Annotated in this window: 11 protein-coding genes; 10 read left to right on the forward strand and 1 reads right to left on the reverse strand. The window is 53.0% G+C overall.

Annotated features, from left to right (window positions below):
• Positions 1-274: 274 nt before the first annotated feature.
• The 3 genes from HJG54_RS04355 (at position 275) to HJG54_RS04365 (ending at position 6257) form a co-directional block, all read left to right on the forward strand.
• Positions 275-4465 carry a PAS domain S-box protein gene (locus tag HJG54_RS04355; RefSeq protein WP_316433568.1) on the forward strand — a complete coding sequence of 1397 codons (4191 nt, stop codon included), beginning with the start codon at positions 275-277 and terminating at the stop codon, positions 4463-4465.
• An 11-nt stretch (positions 4466-4476) separates the two neighbouring features.
• The gene (locus tag HJG54_RS04360) at positions 4477-5565 is read left to right on the forward strand and encodes a hybrid sensor histidine kinase/response regulator (protein WP_316433569.1); all 1089 of its coding nucleotides are present in this window, start codon (positions 4477-4479) and stop codon (positions 5563-5565) included.
• A gap of 209 nt (positions 5566-5774) precedes the next feature.
• Positions 5775-6257 (forward strand): cupin domain-containing protein, encoded by a 483-nt coding sequence (locus HJG54_RS04365; RefSeq protein WP_316433570.1) that lies wholly within the window; start codon positions 5775-5777, stop codon positions 6255-6257.
• 14 nt (positions 6258-6271) lie between these two features.
• Here the strand turns inward: HJG54_RS04365 and HJG54_RS04370 are convergent, their stop codons facing one another.
• Positions 6272-10114, reverse strand: coding sequence for an NB-ARC domain-containing protein (locus HJG54_RS04370; RefSeq protein WP_316433572.1), 3843 nt, complete (start codon positions 10112-10114; stop codon positions 6272-6274).
• Between the two features lie 286 nt (positions 10115-10400).
• Here HJG54_RS04370 and HJG54_RS04375 point away from each other — a divergent pair, with 286 nt between their 5' ends.
• The 7 genes from HJG54_RS04375 (at position 10401) to HJG54_RS04405 (ending at position 20180) form a co-directional block, all read left to right on the forward strand.
• Complete coding sequence (locus tag HJG54_RS04375) at positions 10401-11579, forward strand: BMP family ABC transporter substrate-binding protein (protein ID WP_316433573.1); 1179 nt, start codon at positions 10401-10403, stop codon at positions 11577-11579.
• 479 nt (positions 11580-12058) lie between these two features.
• Positions 12059-13165, forward strand: coding sequence for an ABC transporter permease (locus HJG54_RS04380; protein ID WP_316433574.1), 1107 nt, complete (start codon positions 12059-12061; stop codon positions 13163-13165).
• Positions 13166-13335: 170 nt separating this feature from the next.
• Positions 13336-14268 (forward strand): ABC transporter permease, encoded by a 933-nt coding sequence (locus HJG54_RS04385; RefSeq protein ID WP_316433576.1) that lies wholly within the window; start codon positions 13336-13338, stop codon positions 14266-14268.
• Between the two features lie 186 nt (positions 14269-14454).
• The gene (locus tag HJG54_RS04390; RefSeq protein ID WP_316433577.1) at positions 14455-15471 is read left to right on the forward strand and encodes a formamidase; all 1017 of its coding nucleotides are present in this window, start codon (positions 14455-14457) and stop codon (positions 15469-15471) included.
• Positions 15472-15606: 135 nt separating this feature from the next.
• A complete protein-coding gene (locus tag HJG54_RS04395) occupies positions 15607-16290 on the forward strand; it encodes a cysteine hydrolase family protein (RefSeq protein ID WP_316433578.1) in 684 nt (227 codons plus the stop codon).
• 257 nt (positions 16291-16547) lie between these two features.
• A complete protein-coding gene (locus HJG54_RS04400; RefSeq protein WP_316433579.1) occupies positions 16548-18095 on the forward strand; it encodes an ABC transporter ATP-binding protein in 1548 nt (515 codons plus the stop codon).
• A gap of 111 nt (positions 18096-18206) precedes the next feature.
• Entirely contained in the window at positions 18207-20180 is a 1974-nt protein-coding gene (locus tag HJG54_RS04405; RefSeq protein ID WP_316433581.1) for a calcium-binding protein, read from the forward strand.
• The last annotated feature ends 171 nt before the right edge of the window (positions 20181-20351 follow it).

Below are 20351 nucleotides of genomic sequence, written 5' to 3' on the forward strand. Positions count from 1 at the left end.
TTCAATCCCTGGTTGGGATGGGCTGCGCCCAGGCTTCGCCTCCGGTTCCCCCTTTATTTAAGGAGGTTAGGAGGGATCTTCGACTTGTGTGTATACCGTAGCTTACAAAAGGGGGGGAACCAAGCCAACCGTGGTTTGAAGTTCTCCTTGACAAGGGGGATTATAGCCCTGCGGGCATCCCAGACAAGGGGAATTGTGCTATCACACACTGCGCGAACGAACCCAAGTCTAGTAGGCAAAATGACTTCATTTTCGATCGACTGAGGATAGGGTTATGCGCTCCGATTTGCCTGATTTAGAGGTTGCTCTTGGACAAGCCGATTTGCTGTTTCGAACCTTGTTTGAGCAGTCTGGTGTGGGGATTGCTTTCCTGGACTCAGACCGGCGTGTCATCAAGGCGAATCAGAAGTTTTGTGACCTGTTGAGCTATCACACAACCGACCTGCCGCTACCCTTGTCAGACCTGATTCATCCTGAGGATTGGCAGCTGCTCTGCATTGGTATTCATACCTTAGACAGCGGCATTCAGTCCAATTTTTCGCTTGAGAAACGCTACATCTGTAAAAACGGTGTTCTCCTGTGGGCCAAAACCACCGTGGCTCGTGTGGGTGAGGTCAGTAGCGCTCCCCAGCTCTATACGTTGATGGTGCAGGATATTAGCACCTGCAAGCAAACCGAAGCCGCCTATCAGCAGCGAGAGGCCCAACTCAGCAGTATTCTCAACTGTACGAATGCAGCGATTGCCCGCCTGCGTCGCCTTTCCGATCAAGAGTTTGAGTATGACTACATGTCGGCTGGCTGTCAGCAGGTGTTTGGTTTCAGTGCCGAAGAGTTTCTCGCCGACAAACACCTATGGCGCTCGCATGTGTTTCCAGATGATTTAGCTAAACTGCTGCTGCCTGAGCAGGTAACCCAGCCCAGGGTGTTAACGGCAGAGTATCGCTTTTATCACAAAGATGGCAACCTGCGCTGGATTGCTGGCTTTGTCACGGCTGAGTGGGACGCTGCCTCGAATAGCTGGGTGTTGACAGCTATTGACGTAGACATCACCGAGCGCAAACGCACCGAGGCTGAACTGCGGGAAAAAGAAGCCTTTCTACGCAGTATTTATGAAGGCGTGAGAACTAGCATCTTTGTCGTTGATATCACAGCAGATGGCGATTTTCACTATGCGGGATTCAATCCGGTCCACGTTAAGATGACTGGCATCGCTAACGAAGCACTGCGCGGTAAAACGCCAGAACAGGTGCTGCCGCCCACAACCGCCGCTGAAGTGCGCAGAAATTATCAACGCTGTGTTGAAGAGGGGGGGATCCTCTTTGAGGAGAGGCTCTCCTTCCAAGGCCAAGACCTATGGTGGCAGACGCGCCTGACGCCTTTACAAGATGAGCAGGGGCGCATTTACCGCATTGTCGGCACCAGCAATAACATCACCAAACGCAAACAGGCCCAAATGGCCCTACAAGCAAGCCAGGAGCGACTGAACTTTCTACTCACCTCCTCGCCTGCTGTGATCTACACTGCCAAGCCAAAGTCTCCCTATACTGCCACCTTTGTGAGCCAGAACATCGAAACATTAACAGGATATAAGGTTGAGCAATTTTACCAGAAGTCCGGCTTTTGGCTACAGTGCCTCCATCCTGACGATATTTCCGTCGTGCATCAGGCGATCACGCAGCTGATCAAAAACGGACATGTCAGCTATGAATACCGGTTTTTGCATCCATCTGGCAATTATTGCTGGCTCCAAGATGAGGCTAAACTGATCCGAGATGCGGCGGGTGCTCCAGTAGAAATTATTGGCTACTGCATCGACATCACCAGCCGCAAAACCGCAGAATTAGCGCTACAGCAGTTAAATACGGAGCTAGAGCAACGGATTCAGTCCCGCACTGCCGCCCTGCAAGAAAGTGAGGAACTGTTTCGCCAATTCACCGAAAATATTCCCAAGGTGTTTTGGATGGAAGACCTGGAGGGAAATTTACTCTACGTGAGTCCCAGTTTTGCCGAAGTCTGGGGCATTCCAACCGCGACCCTCTACCAGAACCCGAAAGCATGGCTGGATGCGGTGCATCCGGAGGACCGCATCTGGATGGCGATTGTGGCAATTAATCGGTTGGAATATCACGAAGAAGATATTGAGTACCGGATTCTGCAATCGGACACAGACATTTGCTGGATTCGGGAGCGAGCTTTCCCTATTTATAATTCTCAAGGAGCAGCCTACCGAGTAGCCCGCATCGCCGAAGACATCACGGCGCAAAAGCAGGCAGAAGCTGAAATTCACCGCAGCCGCGATTTATTTGAAGCTGTCTTTCAAGAATCGGCTGACGCAGTTTTTCTGGTGGATCCAGTCACATTGTTGATCCTCAACTGCAATCAGCGAGCCGTCGATCTGTTTGAAGCCAACCACACCGATGAGTTGATCGGCATTCAGGGGCACACGCTGCATCGCCATCCATTTTGGGGGAACGATGTGCTAGTCGCGCAGCAACAGCTCGCGGCAAACGGCGTCTGGAGTGGTGAAATCGAATACTGCACACTGAGGGGACATTTTTTTTGGGGTAGCATTGCCGCCAAGACAATTCATATCGCTGGGCGAAAAATGACGCTCGTTCGAGTGTCTGACATCAGCCAACGCAAGCAATCTGAACAACTCTTGCAGCAACAGGCAAATCGGGAAGCTTTGCTGCGCCAGGTGGCTTTTCGGACACGCGAATCCCTCAATCTCAACTATATTCTCACTACCAGCGTCAATCAGGTACAAGCGTTTTTACAAACCGATCGGGTGTTGATCTTTCAGTTTGAGCCAGAGGGCAGCGGCTATATTGCGGTGGAGGCGGTTTCTGACCCTCAGTTCTCCATTCTGGGAGCACACTTCCACGATCCTTGCTTTTCGATGCAGGTGGCCGAACGCTATCAGCAAGGACACACGAGCGCCATCAGTGATATTTACAGCGCAGATCTAACCCCTTGCTATGTAGACTTTTTGGCCCAGTCCCAGGTGCGCGCGAATTTAGTAGTGCCAATTCTACAGGATCAGCAGCTCTGGGGCTTGCTGCTGGCTCACCACTGTACAGCTCCGCGCCACTGGCAGCCGTTTGAACTCGATCTCTTGACCCAATTTGCCGATCAGGTCGGGATTGCGATTCGCCAAACTAATCTCTACGACACCCTCAAAACTCAATTATCAGAACGCCGACGGGCGGAACAAGCCCTGGCGCAACAAGTGCAGTATGAGCAACTGCTGCAAACCATTTCTCAACAAATTCGCAGCTCTCTTCGGTTAGAAGAAATTCTGGCCGCTGCCGTAACTCAGGTGCAGCAGGTCTTGCAGGTGGATCGCGCCCTTGTCTTTCGCCTATACGCCAACGGAACTGGCTGCGTGATCAAAGAAGCTACATTGCCCCAGTACCCGGTTACAGCCGAGATGCGGTTTCCAGAAGAGCAGTTTCCGCTGGAGTGCCGCACCCTGTATCAGCGTGGGCAAGCTCGTGCCATCACCAATGTAGACAATGACATTCTGGCAGACTGCTTAGTAAAGTTCATGCACCAGATTCAGGTGAAATCTAAACTGGTGGTACCAATTGTGCAGAGCGATGAGGAAACTGGCTCAACGGTTTGGGGCTTACTGATTCTCCACTCCTGTGCTGTCTATCGCCAATGGCAACCGGCGGAAGTGGAGCTGATGCAAAAGGTGGCGGTGCAAATGGGAATTGCGATTCAGCAATCGGAGCTGTATGTGCAGCTAGAAACTCAGCTCAAGCAAAAAGAGATTTTGATCAAAGAAATTCACCATCGGGTCAAAAATAACCTGCAGGTGATTTCTGCCATGCTAAAGCTGCAAGCTCGCGCGACTCAAGATACAGCCGTCCTCGATGTTTTAGAAGATAGCCGTAATCGCCTCCGCGCTATTGGGTTGATCCACGAAATTCTCTACCGCTCGAACGATCTAGAGCAGCTCAACTTCGACGAATATATTCAGAAATTAGCAAACACGATTCTGGCAACACATAGCAGTGCGAACCAAGTGCGTCTGGTTTACCAACTGCAACCCGTTTGCCTCAACCTCGATACGGCGATTCCCTGTGGGTTGCTGCTGAATGAACTAATCACGAACGCTATTAAACATGCTTTTCCGAATGGACGTAGGGGCGAAATTTGTGTTGGGTTAGAGGCAGTGGGAAATACATCTCCGCCTATGCCAGCTCTGCATACATATCCGCCTATAGCAGAACGGGATGAAATGATTGCTTCTCAATCGCAAACGCACTATATTTTATCCGTTCACGACAATGGAATTGGCATGTCTGCTGATTTTGATCTGAATCATCTCCAATCGCTAGGACTCAAAATTGCTTATGATTTAGCTTTGCAATTGCAGGGAATTCTAACATTAGAACGAACACAAGGCACCCGTTTTCAACTGATCTTTTCTGAATTGAAATACCGCAAACGACTCTAGCCCCCACCATCATGGAACTTGCCAGAATATTAATTACTGAAGATGAAGTCCTAATTGCTAGAGAAATTGAAATGACTCTGCAAGAATTGGGCTATACTGTCACGGGCATCGCCGCCAACGGGCAGGCCGCCCTCGATCAAATCGCCGCCACTCAACCTGATGTGGTGCTGATGGATATTGTCATGCCTGGCGATGCAGACGGGATTGAAACAGCCAATCGGATTCGCACCCAGTTTCGTCTGCCGATTGTTTTTCTCACCGCCTATGCCGATGCCGATACTTTACAACGAGCTAAAATTACTGAACCCTTTGGCTATGTGTTGAAGCCATTTCAACCCCAGGAATTAAATATTGCAATTCAGATTGCGCTAGTGCGTCATCGAGCTGAGCAATTCCATCTGGAAACCTTACGCAGCAACATTAGTGCAGTTCTGCCGCATGAGATCAACACGCCATTGCACAGCATCCTTGGATTCATCGATGTATTGTTGCGTTATCACAATACGATGTCTGCCACCGAAATTTTGGAAACCTTGCAATGTATGCGTGAAGTTGCTCAAAAGCTGGAAAGAGGCTGCCAAAATGCGTTGCTTTACACGAAGCTAGAAGTGATAGCTACTGACCCGGTACGAATTGGACAATTGCAGCAGCAAGAAACCCCCTTTACACCTGATCCAATCGAGAACACAGCCGAGAAGACCGCTAGAGACTTTAACCGTATTGCCGATCTGAGGCTGGACTTGCAAGATCTACCAGTGCGAATGGCTGAGGTTTACCTGAGAAAGATTGTGGCAGAACTGGTTAACAATGCGCTTCAGTTTTCTGAACCGGGCACGCTGATTTGGGTGAGAAGCTATTTAGAGGAGCAAAAGTTCTGTTTGGCGATTGGCGATCACGGTAGAGGCATGACCGCAGATCAGATTACTCGAGTTGGAGCCTACATGCAGTTTGAGCGCCAGATGTTTGAGCAACCGGGGTTGGGGTTGGGGCTTTCCCTAGTGCAGCAGCTTGTCAGGTTACATGGTGGCAATGTGGCGATTCATAGTCAAATCAATCAAGGTACAACAGCAACTGTACGTTTGCCGATGCCGATTATTTGATGGTTTTGGCTCTTGAGGAGGAAGTGGGGGAGGTGGAGGCTCGTGAGCCTCGCCGAACGAGGGAGATGCGGCTCGTGAGCCTCGCCGAACGAGGGAGGTGGGGAAGTTATATTAAATTCAACAGATTTGATATTAGGATCAGCACAAAGCTCTGGGAGGAAACTCCAGATCCTACAGCGCTAAGCAATCGTTGAACAGCTAATCTAACCATGAACAACAAATCATCTTTGATTCTCCGGGCTGAGCAAATTGCCACCAGTATGCAAACTTTCTCGCATCCCTGGAACCCCCGATCAGAAATTTCGGGCACATACTTGGGCCGAACTGTAGGGCTGAAGCGTACTGGCGTCAATTTTGCGAAGCTGGCTCCTGGTAAGGAATCGTTTATTTACCATTCGCATTACTGCGAAGAAGAATGGATGTATATTCTATCTGGTCATGGTACGGCAGAAATTAACGGAGAGGAATTTGCAGTGGGTGTAGGAGATTTTATCGGATTTCCGACGCCTTCAGTTGCTCATCATCTCAGGAATACGGGTGATGAAGACCTGGTGTATCTAATGGGAGGAGAGAACCTGGATGTCGAAATTGCTGACTTTCCGAAATTAGGCAAGCGAATGCTGCGACGGGGAGATACAGTCGAAATTTATGATGTCTCTGATGCTAAACCGTTTGGACCGTTGCAGGCATGATATCGCAACTCGAATCAACTCGAATCAACTGCTCCCAAGAGCTTCAAGTTGATCTGTTGCGCTACGGTTAAGCCACTGGCGTTGCTAATGGTCATACCTTCATAGGGGCGGGGAATGCGGAGGGTAGTGCTGAGCTGGTCTTGCTGCCATAGTTTGATCGTTTCATCCTGGCTACAGCTCGCTAGTTTGGTGCCGTCTGGGCTATAGGTGAGGCATTTGACCCAGCGGTCGTGAGCCGGAATACTGTGGCGGCAGGTGCCGTCCAAGCTCCAGAGTTTGATTGTGGTATCGGTACTGCTGCTAGCAACGGTTTGGCCATCGGGGTGAAACGCCAAGGAGAGCACCGGCCCTTGATGGGCCACAATCGTTTGTTCACAAACAGCCTGCTTCAGGTTCCAGAGTTTGATTACCCCATCCGCACTGCCACTGACCAGCGTGAAACCATCGGGACTCAGGGCAACGCTGCGGATCCAGCCCTGATGGCCGACTAAGGTTTGCCGCAACTGACCGCTGGCCGCATCCCAGAGCTTTAGGGTTTGATCCTGACTGCCGCTGACCAACAGGGTTCCGTCCAAACTCAGGGCCGCACACCAGACACCGCCGGCATGACCCTGGAGGGTTTGGTAACATTCGCCGGTTTGACTGTCCCATTGTTTGAGGCTGCCGTCCAAGCTGGCGCTCCAGAGCGTAGTGCCGTCGGGACTGTAGAGCACGGCAAGAATCGCATCCTGGTGGCCAATTAACCGGCGCAACAACTGCTGGGTACGCCGATCCCAGATGCAGATGGTTTGATCTTCACTGGCACTGGCGAGCCGCGTTTGGGTCGGACAAAAGGCCACCGACCAGATCCAGCTTGTATGCCCCGCTAGGCTGCCCAACAGCGCTCCGGTCTGGGCATTCCACAAGCGAATTTGCCGATCCTGGCTGCCGCTGGCGAGGGTGGTACCGTCTGGGGCAAAGGCCACTGACCAAACGCCGTTGCTGTAGCCCTGAAGTGTGCGCAAACAAAGGCCCGTCTGGCTGTCCCATAGCCGCACTGACTGATCCTCACTGCCGCTGGCAAGCCAATCGTTTTCTGGGCTAAAGGCCACCGCCGCCACCCAACTGCTATGCCCGGATAAAAGGCGCAGACTGTCTCCAGTGCGATAGTTCCACAGGCGAACCGTGCGATCCTCACTGCCGCTAGCTAGAGTGCGGCCATCACGGCTAAAGGCAATCGTGCGGATTGGTTGATTGTGGCCCTCTAGTGAACGTAGACACCGACCTGTTTTGGGATTCCACAGCTTCAGATCGCTGTCGGCTCCTCCACTGGCCAAGATCTGCCCATCCGGACTAAAGGCAACGGCCCGCACCCAGTGCGAATGTCCACTGAGAACGCGCAAACACTGACCGCTGACCGCATCCCAGAGGCGAATCGTGCCGTCGTAGCTGGCGCTGGCTATTAGGTTAGAGACACTCGCTCCTGCGATGGTAATTCCCACCGGACTAAAGGCCACCGACCGCACTTCATCGCTGTGGCCACTGAGCGTATGCAGCAACTGGCCCGTGCGCACCTGCCAGATCCGAATCAGGTGATCTTCACTGCCGGTCGCCAGCAACTGCCCATCCGGACTAAAGGCCACCGAAAACACCCGATCGCTATAGCCGCGTAGCGTCCGCACACAGGTGCCCGTCTGCACATCCCAAAGATGCACGGCCCGATTGGCACTGCTAGCCAACCACTTGCCGTCCGGACTAAAGGCCACCGACCAGATCCAGCCTTCATGGATGCGGCAGCTCAGCAGCGGTTTGCCTTCCACCACCTGCCAGATCCGCACTTCGTGATTCACATCGCCCGTCGCCAACAGTTGGCCATCCGGACTAAAGGCCACCGCCAAAACCTGACTGAAGGTTTCCGTAAACACCGACCGCGATAGGTCCGCCCCCGCCAAGTTGACCTGATGCAAATTCACGCCCCGCAAATAGGCATTCCAGACCGTTAATCCAGAAAAGTCCCAGCCGGTCAGGTCTACCCCCATCTGGCAAAGCAAATTGAGCAAATTACCTCCGACATAACCCATCTGCTGTACGGGCAACTGCCGGAGTTGCACTAGCATTTGCCGCACCGCTTGCGTCAGTTCGGTCAGAGAATGAGTCGCCAACAGCCGTTCCACGATTGGCTTCAAGATCAGCCGCGTTTGGGTTTCGCGAATGTAGTCTTTTACTTGAGTTTGGATCAGGGCATGCACTTGAAGCGGCGAAAAAGATTGCGGCGAAAAAGATTGCGGCTTATCCTGTGTGTTCACGGAACTATAACTCAAAGCTTGACCAAAGCCATTCAACTTAAGATTCAAGCCTGAGCACTGAACACTAATTTCTTCAGCAACTTGGGTGATCAACCGTTCGGTCATATATTCCATCACCACAGCTTGCAGGGTGAAGCGGGGCTGGGTTTTGCCAGCAGCTTTGTCGATTAAACAGCGGCGTTCCAAGGAGGCTAAGGCTTCCAGCAGCTGCCCTAGGGCAATCGGCGGCGTGAAGTTGGCCCGCAGTTGGGACAGGGTAATCGGCTTGCGAGCAATCGCCAACCAGTTCATCACCTGTTGCTCTAGCGGCGAAAGCCGGTCGATCTGCTGGGCTAGCAGATCTTGGATGTCGCCAAACACTGAGGTACCTTCTTGCAAACAGTCAAGAAAACTGGCCACCTGCCCATCAAATAAATCTTGAATCACCGGGGCCACCATCTTCAGCGCCAGCGGATTGCCAGAATAGTGCTCGATCAGGCGCTGCCATTCGCCGGAAGTGGCCGTAAAGTCGCCTTTGAGGTTGAACAGCGCTTGGCCAATCTGCGGCGATAGCCCAGCCAACCGCAGCGAACGAATCGGTAATGCTTTGCCCTCCAGCGCAGCGATGCCTTTGGGTTTTTCCCGACTGGTTAGCACTAATGTACTCTGATGCTCGGTTTGCCCCAGTCGTTGCCACAGCCCATCGTAGGCTTCGTAGCCGGGTAGATAGCCGCCGCCAAAATCCCCCTGACGCATCACCGTTTCGCCGTTGTCTAAAACAATCAAGCAACGATGCTGCCGCAGGTAGTGTAACAAGTGAGAAATTTGCTGGTCACTACTTTCGGGCAGTTCGGTTTCGCGCTGATTGGAGAGAATCTGAATCAATTCAGTTAACAAATCAGACAAAGGCGGAGCATTCCGCAGTGAACGCCAAATCACATACTGAAAGGATGGGGCAGAGCGACGCGCCAGTTGAATCGATAACGACGTTTTGCCAATTCCACCCATGCCAAAGATACCAACCAAGCGGCAGCGGTCTGACCCAATCCACTGCTCCAGTGTCGCCAGTTCCGCATCCCGACCATAAAAGCCCGACGGATCGACGGCATCGCCCCAGTCGTAATGCGGTGCAGTTGATACAGAGGACTGCGAACGCGGCGCAAACGCTACGCTGGCAGTTTCTATGTCGGCAATGGTCAATCCCTCGCTGGTCGCCTCGATTGGAGGAGCCGCGGTCTTGGGCCAGTTGAGCGTGGATGTTGGATTGGCGGGATTGAGGGCAGAAGGGGGAGAGGGGGATGAAGCGGTGAATTCCGATTGCTGGAAGTCGGCCTTTATAACATTTCCATTAACTCTGCGCCGCACAACGAGCTGTAGATTATGCTTAGTGACCTTTTCATCCAACACCTGCGAAAGCAGTTGCCAGAGCTGGGAGCCGGTTTGCTTGACATAGCTGAGTTCATAGCCCGACTGTCGGGCAATTTCGCCATAGGAGCGGTCTTCCCAGGCAGAACGAAACACCGTCCGTTGCAGCGAGTTCAGACGATTGTGGCATACCGACTCAACAACAGCTAAAGCTTCTTCAGGGGTCATACTTACAACAACGCCGCTAGGGCACTCAGAACTAGAAATTCACGAACCAAGCAACTGCTTGATCCGGCGATTGAAATATCGCGTCAATACCCAATCATCCAATCACACCCACCGGCATCCTATAAACTTACTTGCTCGCCCTTTGTTACGTAGCTAACAATTTCACTCCGTCAAAGCCTAACTTTTTCCGTACTTTTTGCTCACTTTTTTCGCACCTTTTCGCACCTGCAAGCCAAACCAGCTCTGATACACTTTGCTCAATCTTCGCGGTAAGGGAGCGACGAACGTGAGTCAGCATCGGGTTTTCGGTTTATCTCGCCGTCAGGTTGTGCGTGGGTTACTGGCGACTGCGGCCTTTGGAGCAACTGCAAAACTCAGCGGTTGTACCTCTTCGGCCACTCAGGGCACTGCTAGTGCTGAAGGGGAACCCCTCACCGTTGGGTTTATTTATGTCGGTCCTAAGGATGACTATGGCTACAACCAGGCGCATGCCGAAGGCGCGGCTGCCGTGGCTAAAAAATTTAGTTGGATGAAGCTGGTGGAAGAAGCCAACGTTCCCGAAACCACTGCCGTGGCCGAGTCGATGCGCAGCATGATCGATATCGACGCAGCAAAAGTGCTCTTTCCCACCTCCTTTGGCTACTTCGATCCCCACATCCTGAAGCTAGCCGAGGAGTATCCCGATGTGCAGTTTTTCCATGCGGGTGGGTTGTATCAGGAGGGCAAAACTCCCAAAAATGTGGGCAGCTATTTCGGCTACATCGATGAGGCGCAGTACGTTGCTGGAGTCGTGGCTGCCCTTACCTCCAAAACTGGCAAACTCGGCTTTGTGGGTGCCAAACCGATTCCGCAGGTGCTTCGCAACATCAATAGCTTTACTCTGGGAGCACGCAGCGCTAAGCCCAATGTCACCACGCAGGTCGTCTTTACCGGCAACTGGGCCGAACCGATCAAAGAAGCCGAGGCCACCAACAGCATGGCGGATCAGGGCATCGATGTCGTGACCTGCCACGTAGATAGCCCCAAGGTCGTAATGGAGACCGCAGAAAAGCGAGGCATCTTTAGCTCTGGCTATCACGCTGACCAAACGGCCCTCGCCCCTAAAGGATACCTCACCGGAGCTGAGTGGGATTGGAGCAACATCTACAGCAAAATCGTCGAAGATGTTTACGCCGGTAAAACGCTGATGGATGGCGGCATCGATCATATTTTGCGCGGTGGCCTCAAGGAAGGCTTCTGTAAACTATCTCCCTACGGTCCAGCCGTCAGCGCCGATACCAAAACCAAAGCCGACGCGGTTAAAGCTCAGTTTATGGATGGCAGCATGGTGATCTACAAAGGCGAAATCAAAGACAACAAAGGCAACGTCGTGATTGCTGCCAACGAAACCCTGAAACAACAAGACCCCAAACTGGAGCAAATGAATTACCTGGTTGAAGGGGTGATTGGTTCGATCGGTAGCTAATTCAAAAGTTTTGAGTTTTGAGTTTTGAGTTTTGAGTTTTGAGGGGAGCTATAAAAGTTTTGAGTTTTGAGTTTTGAGTTTTGAGTTTTGAGGGGAGCTATAAAAGTTTTGAGTTTGGCTCTGACTAGTCTAACTGAGAGCAGAGACAGCCACTTCAACCCAGAACTAAGCACACAAAACGCAGAACTCCTATAGTCCACCACTTCAACTCAACACTACGCGCTATGCCTAACGGCAGGCTATCGCCAACTGCGCAGGCTCCGCCAACAAAACACTGCTACTGCCTACGGCAACGCTGCGCGACACGCAGAAGCAAGCTACAACACTCAACACTACGTGCTCCGCATAGGCTCCGCCACCAAAACTCAACACTCAAAACTCTCATACACCTCCCAACTCAAAACTCAACACTCAAAACTCAAAACTTTCATACACCTCCCAACTCAACACTCAAAACTCAACACTCAAAACTTTTCACTATGCAATCTTGGCGTCGCACATTGGAATCGCTCTGTCTCTCCTTCGGGGCAATTTTGGTTGGGTTGCTACTGTTTGGCATCTTCTGCGCGGCAGTGGGTGCAAATCCGTTTGCGGTCTATGGCTCGATTTGGAAGGCGGCATTTGGCAGTTGGAGTACATTCCAAAATACATTGATTCGCGCGTCTCCGCTGATGTTGAGTTCGCTCTGTACGGCGTTGCCCGCCCGCTTGGGGCTGGTGATCATCGGCAACGAGGGAGCGCTGATTATGGGAGGATTGCTGGCCGTTTCGGTGGGATTAACTCTGGGAACCGCTGTGCCGCCCATCATTGTGCAAATGGCAATGGCCTTAGCTGGTATCTTGGCGGGTGGGCTGTGGATTGCAGCAGCCGGAGCCTTACGCCATTACCGAGCCGTCAACGAAACCATTAGCAGCCTGCTGCTCAACTACGTCGCGATTGCCTTGCTGAATCACCTTGTCGGTGGGCCAATGCGGGATCCTAGCTCGCTGAACAAGCCTTCGACCTATCCCCTAGCCGAGGTGAATATGCTGGGGGTGATTCCCGGGACGCGGGTGCATTGGGGCTTGGTGTATGGCCTGATCGCCTGTTTAGTCACCTATGTCCTGATGCAGCGCACCACGTTTGGCTTTGCCGCCCGCACCGCCGGAGGAAATGTACGCGCCGCTCGAATTGCCGGATTGCCAGTCGGAAAGCTAACGGTGATCACCTGTTTTCTGGCGGGTTCCTGTGCCGGATTAGCCGGGATGGTGGAAGTGGCGGCAGTGCAGGGGGCAGCGAACGAATCGCTGAATGTGGGCTATGGCTATGGCGGCATTCTGGTGGCCTTTGCTGCTCGACATAACCCGTTGGCAGCCGTATTAATTTCCCTGTTGGTGGGCGGCATTTTAGCCAGTGGCGGCATCCTGCAACGCGCTCACAACCTGCCTGACGCAACGGTGCTCGTGTTTCAGGGCTTGGTGTTCCTGGTTGTGCTCTACAGCGATTCGCTCTACGGCAAGATTCCCTTCTTCAAGGAAAAGCCGATCATGGTCACGCCTCCCTCGCCACCGCCCAGCCCAGGAGAAGAACCCGTCGTCACGGCCTAGTTCGATAAGTTTTGAGTTTTGAGTTTTGAGTTACAAGGTTAAAGGATACTAACCCTGTTCTTAGTCTAATGAGTCAGCCGAAAACTCAGAACTCAAAACCCTGCTCCACAGACGCTTCCAAAACTCAAAACTCAAAACTCAAAACTCAAAACTCAAAACTTACTGTAGTTATGACAGCAGAAACAACAGCATTGGGATGGTGGGGAGTACCCCTGGCGATCATTGCCGGAACGATGCGGGGCGGAACGCCGTTCCTGTTCGTGAGTTTGGGTGAATGTTTGACCGAAAAAAGCGGCAAGATCAACCTCGGTTTAGAAGGCACGCTGCTGACCGGAGCCATGAGCGCCTATGGCATTTCCTACCTGACGGGTTCACCCTGGCTGGGGGTCGTGGTGGCCGGAGTAGCCGGACTCTTGCTCGGTGCGATTCATGGCTGGTTGTCGCAGCAGCCCCGTGTCAACGATGTGGCCGTCGGCATTGCCATGATCATCTTTGGCAGCGGTGTGGCCTTTTTCTTTGGCAAGCCGTTTATTCAACCCTCTGCGCCTCAGTTGCCGACGTTTAACCTGGCAGGAGGCAATGTTCCGCCAGCGGTGGAGGCCGCCTTGCAAATCAGCCCCCTGTTTCTGCTGGGCTTGGCGATTGCGCCGATCATGAAATGGTTCTTTCAGTCCACCCGCTGGGGGTTGTACATCCGCGCGGTGGGAGATAGTCCCGATGCAGCCAGAGCCATGGGCGTCTCCATCTTTAAAGTGCGGATGCTGAGCGTGATGGCCGGAAGTTTTCTAGCCGGAATTGGCGGCGCGGCGCTGTCCCTCTACTATCCCGGCGTCTGGACCGAGCGCATTTCGAGCGGGCAGGGCCTAATGGCAGTAGCGTTGGTCATCTTCGCCCGCTGGAATCCGATGCTTTGTCTCTGGGCCTCGCTATTGTTTGGCGGTGCCCAAGCCCTCGGTCCCGCCTTGCAATCGGTGGGCATCAAGGAAGGCTATTACCTCTTCAATGCCGCTCCCTACGTATTGACACTGTTGATTATGATCTTCACCTGCTCTCCGAAACGCACGCTAGCAGGTGCACCGGGAGCGTTGGGCACGGACAGTTAAGCGTTGGGCAGTTAAGCGTTGGATGAGATGGGTGGATGAGAGAGATGGGGGAGATGGGGAAGGTGGGGAGGGAAGGTTAGTGCAATCGGTATCTCAAGACTATGTGTTACGCAGGTTTGGCCTTGCTGCGATGCCGAAGGCTACTCAAAACTCAAAACTCAAAATTGATAACTCGCAGGTAATTCTATGAGTGGATTGGGTGGGTTAAATAAATCTCCGAATGGTGTGGTGCTGGGCTTGGTGCAGCTTCAGTTGCCGGATGTGAAAACTCCAGAGGATCTGGCGGCGCAGACCAAACGGATTTGCACGCTGGTGGGAAAAGCGCGTCGCAACATGCCCACAATGGATCTGGTGGTTTTTCCAGAATATGCGCTGCATGGGCTATCGATGGATACAAATCCTGAGATTATGTGCCGTTTAGATGGCCCCGAAGTGGCAGCGTTTAGTCAAGCCTGTCGAGATCATCAGATTTGGGGCTGCTTCTCGCTTATGGAGATCAATCCCCACGGTAATCCTTACAACAGTGGCATTATCCTCGACGACCAAGGGGAACTGCGGCTCTACTACCGCAAGCTGCATCCCTGGGTGCCCGTCGAGCCGTGGGAACCCGGTAATCTCGGTATTCCCGTCTGCACCGGACCCAACGGCAGCACACTTGCCCTAATCATCTGCCACGATGGCATGTTTCCCGAAATGGCGCGGGAATGTGCCTACAAAGGCGCAGAAATCATGATTCGCACCGCTGGCTACACGGCTCCGATTCGACATAGCTGGCAAATCACCAATCAAGCCAATGCTTTTTGCAATTTAATGTACACCGCCTCGGTCTGCATGTGCGGCAGCGACGGCACATTTGATTCAATGGGCGAGGGCATGTTTGTCAATTTTGACGGAACACCGTTGGTGATGGGTAGTCATCGCCCCGACGAAATTATTACTGCCGAACTGCGGCCCGACTTGGTGCGCGAAGCGCGTCGGCATTGGGCAGTCGAAAACAACATTTACCAACTCGGCCATCGCGGCTATGTGGCGGTCAAAGGTGGTGCGCAAGATTGCCCCTACACCTACATGCAGGATCTCGTCACGGGCACTTATCGCTTGCCCTGGGAAGATGAGGTGATTTATACCGACGGCACAAGCTGTGGCTTCCCGGCTCCAACTCGCACCTATCAAGGAGAAGATGTATCGCTGTCGAATGTTTGAAGCCATTCAGAAAAGTCTCAAAAAAGTCTCAAATATTTCAGTTCCTCCAAGTCCCTTGCAAGTGGGGGATTTAGAAGGTCAAACCGCCCCAAACACCGGCAGATTAAATACAGTTGAGTTCATTAGGTTGAATTTATGGGACGTTTTGTAGAAGCTGACCCCTACCCTTATCCCTACAACGGCGATCTGCGCCCGCAGAATACCGTCGTGCTGGTGATCGATATGCAGATCGATTTTTGCGGCAAAGGCGGCTATGTCGATCAGATGGGCTACGACCTATCCTTGACCCGCGCCCCCATCGAACCGATTGCCAGACTGCTAGCGGCAGCCCGTACCGAAGGCTATCACATCATGCATACCCGCGAAGGCCATCGTCCCGACCTAGCCGACCTACCTGATAACAAACGCTGGCGCTCCCAACAAATCGGAGCCGGCATCGGCGATCCTGGCCCATGCGGCAAAATCCTAGTCCGCGGTGAACCCGGCTGGGAAATCATCCCCGAATTAGCCCCCCTACCCGGCGAAGTCATCATCGACAAACCCGGCAAAGGTTCCTTCTACGCCACCGATCTAGATCTAGTTCTGCGACAAAAAGGCATTCAGAACATCGTTCTCACCGGCATCACCACCGATGTCTGCGTCCATACCACCATGCGCGACGCCAACGACCGCGGCTACGAATGCCTGATGCTCTCCGACTGTACCGGAGCCACCGACTACGGCAACCATCTAGCCGCCCTCAAAATGATCAAAATGCAAGGCGGCGTCTTCGGCGCAGTAGCCGACTCCCAAGCCTTCATCGAAGCCATCAGTAATTAAAGTTTTGAGTTTTGAGTTTTGAGTTTTGAGTTTAGGAAGTGAGTATTGGTTGAGTATAAGTTGAGAATTTAATCGATAATAAGCTCAACAACGTCATTTAAGCCTAAACATTCAAAAGAACAAATCAACAGCACCAACTCAAAACTCAAAACTCAAAACTCAAAACTCAAAACTCAAAACTCAAAACTCAAAACTCAAAACTCAAAACTCAAAACTCAAAACTCAAAACTCAAAACTCAAAACTTATACCATCTCCCATGACCACCCTCCCCGCACCCACACCCACAACAACCCTCGAACGTCCGCCCGATCTGCAAGTCAACGGTATGACCAAGCAGTTTGGCAGTCTGGTAGCGCTCGATAATGTGTCGCTGCATCTGAAGCCGGGAACCTTTCATGCCCTACTGGGTGAAAATGGCGCAGGCAAAAGTACGCTCGTCAAATGCGTGATGGGCTTTTATACTCCCACGGCGGGCGAGGTGCTGCTAGACGGCCAGAAGGTGCAGATCGATAATCCTCGCAATGCGCATCAGTACAGCATCGGCATGGTGTATCAGCACTTTACGTCGGTTCCGGCGATGACGGTGGCAGAAAACCTAGTGCTGTCGCGGCTGGATAGTCCGGCTGTGATCAACTGGGCTGCCGAGATGGAAAAGCTACAGGCGTTTATGGCAACCTCGCCGTTTCAGGTGCCGTTGGATTTGCCGGTGGGCCAACTGGCTGCCGGACAAAAGCAAAAGCTGGAAATCCTCAAGCAAATCTATCTGCACAGCCGCATTTTGATTCTGGATGAGCCAACCTCGGTGTTGACACCCGCCGAGGCCGATGAGGTGCTGGGCCTGTTGCGCGAACAGGTGACGGCAGGCGAACTGAGCGTGCTGATCATCTCCCACAAGTTCCGGGAAGTGATGGCCTTTTGCGACGAAATTACCGTGCTGCGCAAGGGGCGGTTTGCGGGCAGTGGCTTGGTCAAGGATCTGACGGTGGCAGACATGGCCGAAATGATGATGGGCGAAAAGAAAGAGCCAACGCCCGTCGCTAAAGCGACCCACCACGATTCGCTGCCGGTGCTGGAGGTGCACCAACTCTGCGCCAATAAGGACAATGGCGTTGAGGCCATTTCCAACCTGGACCTAACCGTGTACAGCGGCGAAATTGTTGGCATTGCTGGCATTTCCGGCAACGGTCAGCGCGAGTTGGTGGAGGTGCTGGCAGGTCAGCGACCAGCAACCTCTGGCGAAATTCGAGTCAACGGTGAGCCATACTTTGCAACGCGGGCTGAAATGTATCGCCACAAAGTATTTGCTCTGCCGGAAGAACCACTGCGCAATGCCTGTGTCCCTCATATGAGCGTGGCCGAAAATATGGCCCTGCGCACCTTCGACCGACCGCCCCAAGCCAAGGGCTTCCTGCTGCTGCTGCAAGCGATCCGACAGATGGCGCTGGGCCTGATCCACCAGTTCTCGGTCAAAACCCCTTCCCCGGAAACCCCCGTCAGTAACCTCTCAGGCGGCAACGTACAGCGCACCGTTCTGGCTCGCGAGCTTTCGGCAGACCATATCAAGTTACTGATTGCCGCCAACCCCTGCTTTGGCCTCGATTTTGCCGCGGTCGATTTCATCCACACCCAAATTGTCGATGCCCGCAACCGGGGGGTGGCCGTCCTGTTAGTCAGCGAAGACTTGGACGAACTATTGAAGCTCTCAGACCGGATCTTGGTGATTAGCGGCGGCCAGTTCACCTACGAAAGCTCGATTGACACGGCCGATTACACCGCGATTGGTCAAGCGATGGCAGGGCATTGAGAAACTAGGTTCCATCCCTGAATAAACTGCCAAACCCGTTCCTACTGAATCTACAGAGGGGCACAAAGCGTTGGTCTAGCCCCCAGCACACTAGATTCAGGAGAAATAGAAATGGCTACTATCAAAGGCACACCGCTCGATGACATTCTGTTTGGCACAGCGGGCGATGACTTGATCCGAGGGTTGGCGGGCGACGATGAACTCAGAGGCAAGCAGGGCAACGACAAGCTCGTGGGCGGCGCAGGCGACGACAAACTCGTGGGCGGTGGTGGGAATGACATCCTGCAAGGTGGAGGCGGTGACGATGAACTGCTGGGCGGTGGTGGCAACGATACGCTCAAAGGTGGCGCAGGCGAAGATGAGCTGAAAGGCGGCGGCGGCGACGATCTCCTCAGCGGTGGGGCAGACGATGACATCCTCGATGGTGGATCGGGCAATGATGTTCTGGATGGCGGCTCTGGCGATGACCAGATGGCAGGCGGCAGCGGCGATGATACTTACATCGTAGACAGCGCAGCCGATCAGGTGACTGAAACCGCTGGGGCCGGGAATGACACGGTGAAAGCCTCGATTAGCTATGCCCTCACGGCCCATGTAGAAAACCTGACTCTAACTGGATTTGCTGCCATCAACGGGACGGGCAACGGCCTCAACAACACCATTATCGGCAACGATGCAGACAACGTTCTAAATGGCGGTGTAGGTAATGATACGTTGATAGGCGGCGGTGGCAATGACACCTATATTGTAGACAGTAGCGATGATGTAGTAGTGGAAGCTGCCGGCACCGGAACAGATGTCGTCCAGGCTTCGGTGAGCTACACCCTGTCTAACCATGTGGAAAACCTGACTCTGACTGGATCTGCCGCCATCAACGGTACAGGCAACGGCTTGAATAACATTATTATTGGAAACGATTCTGACAATAACCTGAGTGGCGCTGCTGGAAATGATTCCCTGACGGGTGGTGCAGGCAATGATACCCTCGATGGCGGTACCGGCGATGATGCAATGGCAGGTGGGACCGGCAATGATACTTACATCGTAGATAGCACCGGAGATACAATCACCGAAGCAGCAGCAGCCGGAATCGATACGGTACAGTCAGGGATTACCTATACTCTGGGCGCAGAGCTGGAAAACCTCACCTTGACTGGGAACAGCGCTATCGACGGCACCGGCAACAATCTCGATAACGTGATCACGGGCAACAGCGCCAACAACGTCCTCACCGGCAACGCGGGTGACGATACCCTAGACGGTGGCTTGGGAGCCGACACGATGATTGGCGGCAGCGGCAATGACACCTATGTGGTGAATGAAGCAGGGGATGTGGTGACAGAAGCATCCGCCTTTGGTGGCACCGAAGATACGGTTTTGTCATCGATTAGCTACACACTGGGAGCCAACCTAGAAAACCTCACTCTGACCGGAACCGATCCAATCAATGGCTTTGGCAATACGCTAGACAACACCATCATCGGCAATGATGCCATCAACTATCTACGCGGCGAGGACGGCAACGATGAACTGTTTGGACGGGGCGGTGATGATGAACTGCGCGGCAACACGGGCGACGATACCCTCCACGGTGAAGACGGCAACGACCTGCTGCGCGGCGGCAACCAGAATGACACCCTGCTGGGCGGTAACGGCAATGACACTTTAGTTGGAGTGAATTTCCTCTCGGCTACACCGGGTCGTGGCGAAATTGATACCCTCACTGGCGGCGCAGGCAACGACACATTTGTCCTCGGCACCTCCAGCGAAGTGTACTACGACGATGGTGTATCCAGTCCTGGGTTTGGCGGCAACAGCGACTATGCGCTGATCACTGACTTTGTCGATGGTCAAGATACGATTCAGCTCAGAGACATATTTACCCCCATCTTCTCCAACTACACCATTCAAAATGCCACAATCAACGGCGTCAGCGGAGCCGCCATCTACCGGACAAACACGACCATCTCTGGATTCCCACCTGCTTTCGTCAGCCGCCACGAACTAATTGGCCTAGTGCAGGGAGTAGATGCGAGCGCCCTCACATTTGGCACAGCCAGCGGTGGCATTGTTAATCTGAGCTAGGTAAGCGCAACTGATCCGTCAAACCAATGCACGAGTGAATAAAGCATCTACCAAATTCTTCTGCAACAATGCTACAAGCATTTGTAGGGTGATGAACTGAAGCGAGGACAGTTGAGCTTGTAGATAAGCTTGGTAGATAAGCTTGGTAGATAAGGCAACATTCTTGATAGT

This window comes from Leptolyngbya sp. NK1-12 (assembly GCF_032598965.1).
In the GTDB taxonomy this organism is placed as follows: Bacteria; Cyanobacteriota; Cyanobacteriia; order Elainellales; family Elainellaceae; genus Elainella.